This is a genomic window from Streptomyces himastatinicus ATCC 53653, assembly GCF_000158915.1.
Taxonomy (GTDB): domain Bacteria; phylum Actinomycetota; class Actinomycetes; order Streptomycetales; family Streptomycetaceae; genus Streptomyces; species Streptomyces himastatinicus.
Genome location: NZ_GG657754.1, coordinates 2,566,985 through 2,573,261 on the forward strand (window position 1 = coordinate 2,566,985; position 6,277 = coordinate 2,573,261).

General features: G+C 72.6%; 5 protein-coding genes and 1 pseudogene. 3 read left to right on the forward strand and 3 right to left on the reverse strand.

Annotation, left to right across the window (positions count from 1 at the left end):
• A pseudogene (locus SSOG_RS55830) lies at window positions 1-296 on the reverse strand (pyridoxal phosphate-dependent aminotransferase); the annotation flags it as partial.
• Between the two features lie 119 nt (window positions 297-415).
• The gene (locus tag SSOG_RS10215; RefSeq protein WP_009714135.1) at window positions 416-1,159 is read right to left on the reverse strand and encodes an ANTAR domain-containing response regulator; all 744 of its coding nucleotides are present in this window, start codon (window positions 1,157-1,159) and stop codon (window positions 416-418) included.
• 124 nt (window positions 1,160-1,283) lie between these two features.
• On the opposite strand from SSOG_RS10215, the gene SSOG_RS10220 reads away from it, so the two are divergent.
• Window positions 1,284-2,492: a PAS domain-containing protein gene (locus SSOG_RS10220; protein WP_009714136.1), complete on the forward strand. Its 1,209-nt coding sequence runs from the start codon at window positions 1,284-1,286 to the stop codon at window positions 2,490-2,492.
• Here the strand turns inward: SSOG_RS10220 and SSOG_RS10225 are convergent.
• Window positions 2,489-3,367, reverse strand: coding sequence for a SigB/SigF/SigG family RNA polymerase sigma factor (locus SSOG_RS10225; RefSeq protein ID WP_009714137.1), 879 nt, complete (start codon window positions 3,365-3,367; stop codon window positions 2,489-2,491). The two genes, SSOG_RS10220 and SSOG_RS10225, sit on opposite strands and share 4 nt — an antisense overlap.
• 234 nt (window positions 3,368-3,601) lie before the next feature.
• Here SSOG_RS10225 and SSOG_RS10230 point away from each other — a divergent pair, with 234 nt between their 5' ends.
• A complete protein-coding gene (locus SSOG_RS10230) occupies window positions 3,602-4,567 on the forward strand; it encodes an LLM class F420-dependent oxidoreductase (RefSeq protein ID WP_009714138.1) in 966 nt (321 codons plus the stop codon).
• Window positions 4,568-4,624: 57 nt separating this feature from the next.
• Window positions 4,625-6,277: thiamine pyrophosphate-requiring protein (locus SSOG_RS10235; protein WP_009714139.1), on the forward strand; the 1,653-nt coding region annotated here is incomplete at its 3' end.

Below are 6,277 nucleotides of genomic sequence, written 5' to 3' on the forward strand. Positions count from 1 at the left end.
CGGCGCAGGGGCGGGGCAGCAGGACGTCGCCGCCGGGGGCCGAGGCGAGCAGCGCGAGCAGCAGCGGCTCGGCGCCGGGGGCGGCCACGATGTGCTCGGGGCCGGTCCCACAGCCCGCGCCGCGACCAGTACTCACAGGCGGCCGTGCGCAGGTCGGCGGAGCCGCCGACCGGCTCCGGCGCGACCCGGTCCGCGGCCGCCGCGAAGCACGCGGCCAGCTCCGGGAGGACCGGCAGCCCGCCGTCCTCCCGGTCGGCCGGGGCCCGGTGCGGTCCACTGCCGTTGCATTCGCCCACACCTTTCGTGTGTGCACACGTGTGCACGTGTGTGCCGACGCTGTCCACCTTCGCAGATCCGCGGTGGCGGCGGCGGGGGGGGCGACGGACGACACCCCGCGATGATCACGAGGAGACGGTCAGGACGCGTCGTCCTGGTCCAGGGTGATCAGCCGGCGCTCCAGGCCGCGGCCCCGGGTCCGTACGACCGTCTCGGCCACGTTCACCAGCTTGCGGTTCGTCCGCTGCGAGGTCCGGCGCAGCAGGTCGAAGGCGCGGTCGGCGTCGCACCCCAGCACGTACATCACGATGCCGCACGCCTGGTCCACCACCGGACGCGAGCGCAGCGCCGCGTCCAGCTGGTCCACCTGGACGAGGGCGGCGCGGTAGAGGCGGTCCCGGGCCAGGGACTCGGTGGTGAGGTCGCCCAGCAGCTCGGTGGCGCCCTGGGCCGCCTTCTCCAGGGGGCCGGGCCGCAGACCGTAGACGGAGATCGTCACCGTCAGCCCGTCGCAGGCGAACGGCAGCGTCGCACTGGACCGCACCCCCGCGTCCAGCGCCCGTGCCCGGTACCGCGGCCAGCGCAGATCGTGCAACAGATCGTCGGCGCCCGCCGGGCGGCCGGTGTCCAGGGCGGCCAGGATCGGGCCCTCCCCCGACATCATCTGCACCGACACCAGCGCCGACAGATCGGGGTGGGTGGCGGCGATCGTCCGGTCGTCGTCCGCGCCGGCGGACGCGTCCTGGGGAAGGAGCGCGGTGGCGGTCGCCCCGCAGCTGTCCGGAGTGCACGAGGCGGCCTGTTCCGCCAGCTCCGCGAGACCCCGGCCGAGCGAGGGGGTTTCGGGCTGGCGCTGCGGACGGCTGTACGCGCGTTCGGGCATGGCCGACTCCGGTCCTTTCCTTCGGTTGAGGTCGCAGAGGTCCTATTCGGTCGGCTTCCCGTTGCCTTGCGCGGAAAACAACACTGGGCCGGTGCTTACCGGCCGGTCAGGCTACGGTGTGCCCATGTCCCGGGCGCAGGATTTTGGTGCGGAACTCACGGATTTCCGCAGACGTGTCGATGAATTGCGAACGGCGAGGGCGCTGCCCTCCCAGGAGCGGCTGTCCGTGCTGGACGCCGCTCTTTTCGAGCTTCAGCACGTGGTGGACGTGCTGTGGCCACGGTACGAGGAGCTGGCCGCGGCGAGCCACATCCCCCCGGGAGGCCGGGCCGACCCCCAGGAACAGCAGCTGCTGCGCGCCCTGTTCCAGCGACTGCCGATTCCCGTCGTTTTGCTGGACCGCGAGTCCGTCGTTCGTCGTATGAACTTCGCCGCGACCCAGCTGTTCAACACCCGCGCCGGATATGCCACCGGCCGCCCGCTGACATCGTCGTTGCGCCGGGACGGGCAGGCGGCGCTGCGGTCCCAGGTCGCGGCGGTGGCGCGCGGCGAGGGCGGGCGCAGCCTGACCGTGCACCTGTCGCAGCCGGGGCCGGACGGCGCGCTGCGGGTGACGCTGGCGGCCCTGCGGCCGCCGGGCGAACCGCAGCCCGCGGTGCTGGCCGCCTTCCAGCCGGACCGCGGCACCCCGGTGGCCACCTCCTCGGCCACCCTCCCGGCCGCCAGGACCGCCGGTCGGGACGCGGTGGACGGGGCGGCCCCGCAACCGGATCTGGCCGAGGTGACGCGCCATGCCGAGCTGCTGGATCTGGTCGACGACATGGCGACGGCGCTGCTGCGGGTCACCCTCGCGGGCGACGGGCCCGAGGAGGTGATCGGGCGGGCGGCGGAGCTGCTGCACGGCCGGTTCGCCGACTGGGTGATCGCCGACCTGGCCGAGGACGGCACCGGCGCACCGCGCCGGATGGTCGCGCTCGGCCCGCCGGAGGCGGCCGGTGAGCGGACGGCGTCGCTGGCCGAACAGGACCCGGCGGGCTGCCCGCTGGTGGCCGACGCGCTGGACGACGGGGTGTCGGCCCTGCGGGTGAGCCCGCCCGACGCGAACGCCTTCGGCCGGGACGCCACGGGCGCGCCCGTGCTCGTCCGGGAGGAGGTCACCTCGCTGCTCTGCATCCCGCTGCGGGTCTCGCCCACGTCCCCGGTCCTCGGGGCGCTCTCGCTGTTCCGTACGGGCGGGCGGAGCGCCTTCGAGATGGCGGAGGCGGGGGCGGCGGACCGGGTCTCCCGCCACATCGCCCTGGCCCTCAGCCGCCCCCGGGTACGGGAGGGCTAGGCCGCTTCCCGGTCGACTTCCTCGCCCAGGCGCTCGCAGGTACGGCTGATCAGCCGGGAGACATGCATCTGCGAGATGCCCATCCGGTCGGCGATGCGGCCCTGCGTCTCGTCGCAGAAGAACCGCAGGTACAGGATGCGCCGTTCACGCTCGGGCAGGGCGGCCAGGCACGGCTTGAGCGCCTCGCGCTGGACGACGCGGTCGTAAGAGGGCTCCGGCGAGCCGAGGGTGTCGACGAGCGCGTATCCGTCGTCGGCGCCCCGCAGTTCGGCGTCCAGGGACAGCGTGCTGTAGCTCTCCAGCGCCTCCATGCCGGACCGGACCTCCTCCTCGCTCAGCCCGGTGTGCTCGGCGACGTCGGCGACGCTCGGTGTGCGGCCGTCCGGGGTGCGGGTCAGGTCCTGGACCGCCGTACGGACCCGGTTGCGCAGCTCCTGGACCCGGCGCGGGACGTGCAGGCCCCACAGGTGGTCCCGGAAGTGCCGCTTGACCTCGCCGACCACGGTCGGCACGGCGTAGCTCTCGAAGGCCGTACCGCGGTCCGGGTCGTACCGGTTGACGGCCTTGACCAGGCCGAGCATGGCGACCTGCCGCAGATCCTCGGCGGACTCGCCACGGTTGCGGAACTGCCCGGCCAGCCGCTCGGCCATCGGCATCCAGGCGCGGACGACGTCCTGGCGCAGGGCTTCCTTCGGCGCGCCCTCCGGCAGGGAGGCGATGCGGCGGAAATCGGCGGTGGTGTCGGGGGCGTCGTCGTGCGCATGCCGGCGCTGCCGGTGGTGTGCCTGCCGGGTGTGGGTCTGCTGGGTGTGCGCCTGACGGGGATGTGCCTGCTGGTTGGGTGTCTGCCGGGGGTGTGCTCGTACGGCTGTCATGCGCCCGTGCCTCCCTTGGGCTATCGTGTGTCACCGTGGGAGCAAATCGGACAAATGCGGCGACCACTGAGGACACGCCTGTCGCAGCCGGGCTGCTCCCGTGGCGTGCCTCCGGTCCGAAGCACTAAGGGGTGCGTGCCCGACCGCGACCCTGCCAAACAAGATTTCTTCCCGTGTTTTCTTCCCTTCGCGCCGGTTACCCGTGGCACCGCATCCGCGCTCGAGGAGGGTCCGATGACCGAGTACGGCTACTTCCTGGCCGCCGAGGAACACGGCCCCGCCGAGCTGATCGAGCAGGCGCGGATGGCGGAACAGGCGGGGTTCACCTCGCTGTGGATTTCTGACCACTACCACCCCTGGAACGAGGCGCAGGGCCAGAGTTCCTTCGTCTGGTCGGTGATCGGCGCCCTGGCCCAGGCCACTTCGCTGCCCGTGCAGACCGCCGTCACCTGCCCCACGTTCCGCATCCACCCCGCCGTCGTCGCCCAGGCGGCGGCCACCAGCGCGGTCCTGCTGGGGGGCCGGTTCCGGCTGGGCGTGGGCAGCGGTGAGGCCCTCAACGAGCATGTGCTGGGCGACCGTTGGCCCCCGGCCCCGGTCCGGCTGGAGATGCTGGAAGAGGCCGTGATGGTGATGCGCCAGCTGTTCGAGGGGCGCCGGGTCAACCACCACGGCAAGCACTACACGGTGGAGAACGCCCGGCTGTTCACCGTCCCCGACGAGCCGGTGCCCATCGACATCGCCGCGTTCGGGGAGGCCGCCTGCGCGCTGGCCGGGCGGGTCGGCGACGGCTTCATCACCATGGTCCCCGACGCGGAGCTGGTGGAGCGGTTCCGGCGCGGCAGCGGCGCGAGCGGCAACCACAAGCCCGTACGCGGCGGCCTGAAGGTGTGCTTCGGCCCGGACGCCGACGAGGCGCTGCGCACCGCGCACCGGCTGTGGGCGGTCGAGTCGCTGCCCGGCCAGCTGCTGACGACGCTGCCCACCCCGGCCCATTTCGAGCAGGCGTCCGACCTCATCACGCCCGAGCGGACGGCCCGCAAGGTCACCTGCGGCGACGACATCGACGCCCATATCGGCGCGCTGTCCGCGTACGCCGAGGCCGGGTTCGACACCGTCTACGTCAACCAGATCGGGCCCGATCAGCGCGGCTTCTTCGACTTCTACCGCACCAAGGTGCTGCCGCAGCTGGCCGGTTGAGCCCGCCGAGCACCCCACCTTCCCGATCACCCCACCCACAGGAGTGAGTGACCGACCATGACCACCAAAGTCGCCGACTACGTCCTCGCCCGGCTGCGCGAATGGGGCGTCGACCATGTCTACGGGTACCCGGGCGACGGCATCAACGGACTGCTCGCCGCCTGGGGGCGGGCGGAGAACGAACCACGGTTCATCCAGGCCCGGCACGAGGAGATGGCCGCGTTCCAGGCGGTCGGCTACGCCAAGTTCAGCGGACGGCTCGGCGTCTGCGCGGCGACCTCGGGACCGGGCGCCATCCACCTGCTGAATGGGCTGTACGACGCCAAGCTGGACCACGTCCCGGTGGTGGCGCTGGTCGGCCAGACCCACCGCAGCGCGATGGGCGGCTCGTACCAGCAGGAAGTCGACCTGCACAGCCTGTACAAGGACGTCGCCTCCGACTTCCTGGAGACCGTGACCGTCCCCGAGCAGCTGCCCAACGTCCTGGACCGGGCCATCCGCACCGCCTACGCCCGGCGCGCCCCCACCGCCGTGATCATCCCGGCGGACGTCCAGGAGCTGGACTACACCCCGCCCACCCACGAGTTCAAGATGGTGCCCTCCAGCCTGGACCGCAGCGGCTGGTCCGCGGTGCCCTCCAGCAGCGCGCTGGAACGCGCCGCCGAGGTGCTGAACGCGGGCGAGCGGGTCGCCGTCCTGGTCGGCCAGGGCGCCGCCGGGGCGCGCGCCGAGGTGCGGCAGCTGGCCGACACGCTCGGCGCGGGCATCGCCAAGGCGCTCCTCGGTCTTGACGTGCTGAGCGACGACCTGCCGTATGTCACCGGGCCCATCGGGCTGCTGGGCACCCGCCCCTCGTACGAGCTGATGCGCGACTGCGACACCCTGCTGACGATCGGCTCCAGCTTCCCGTACACCCAGTTCCTGCCGGAGTTCGGCAAGGTCCGCGGGGTGCAGATCGACCTCGACCCGCACATGATCGGGATGCGCTATCCGTACGAGGTCAACCTGGTCGGCGACGCCCGCGAGACGCTGCTGCGGCTGCTGCCGATGCTGCGCCGCAAGGAGTCCCGCGACTGGCAGGACCAGGTCATGGCGGGCGTACGGCGCTGGGACGAGGTGATGGAGCAGCGCGCCGAGGTGTCGGCCGACCCCATCAACCCCGAGTACGTGGCCCACTGCCTGAACCCGCTGCTCCCCGACGACGCGATCCTCACCTGCGACTCCGGCTCCGTCGCCAACTGGTACGCCCGCCATGTGCGGATGCGCGGCCGGATACGCGGCTCCCTGTCCGGCACCCTGGCCACCATGGGGAGCGGTGTGCCGTACGCGATCGGCGCCAAGTTCGCCCAGCCGGACCGGCCCGTGGTGGCGCTCGTCGGGGACGGCGCGATGCAGATGAACGGCATGGCGGAGCTGATCACCGCGGCCAAGTACCGCCACGCGTGGGACGATCCGCGGCTGATCATCGGCGTCTGGAACAACCAGGACCTCAACCAGGTGACCTGGGAGATGCGGGCGATGGGCGGCGCGCCCCAGTTCCTGCCCTCGCAGGAGATCCCCGACGTGTCCGCGGCACGGTTCGCCGAATCGCTCGGCCTGAAGGGCATCCGGGTGGAGAAGCCGGAGCAGGTCGAACAGGCGTGGCGCGAGGCGCTCAGCGCGGACGGCCCGGTGTGCGTCGAGTTCCTGACCGACCCGGCCGTGCCGCCG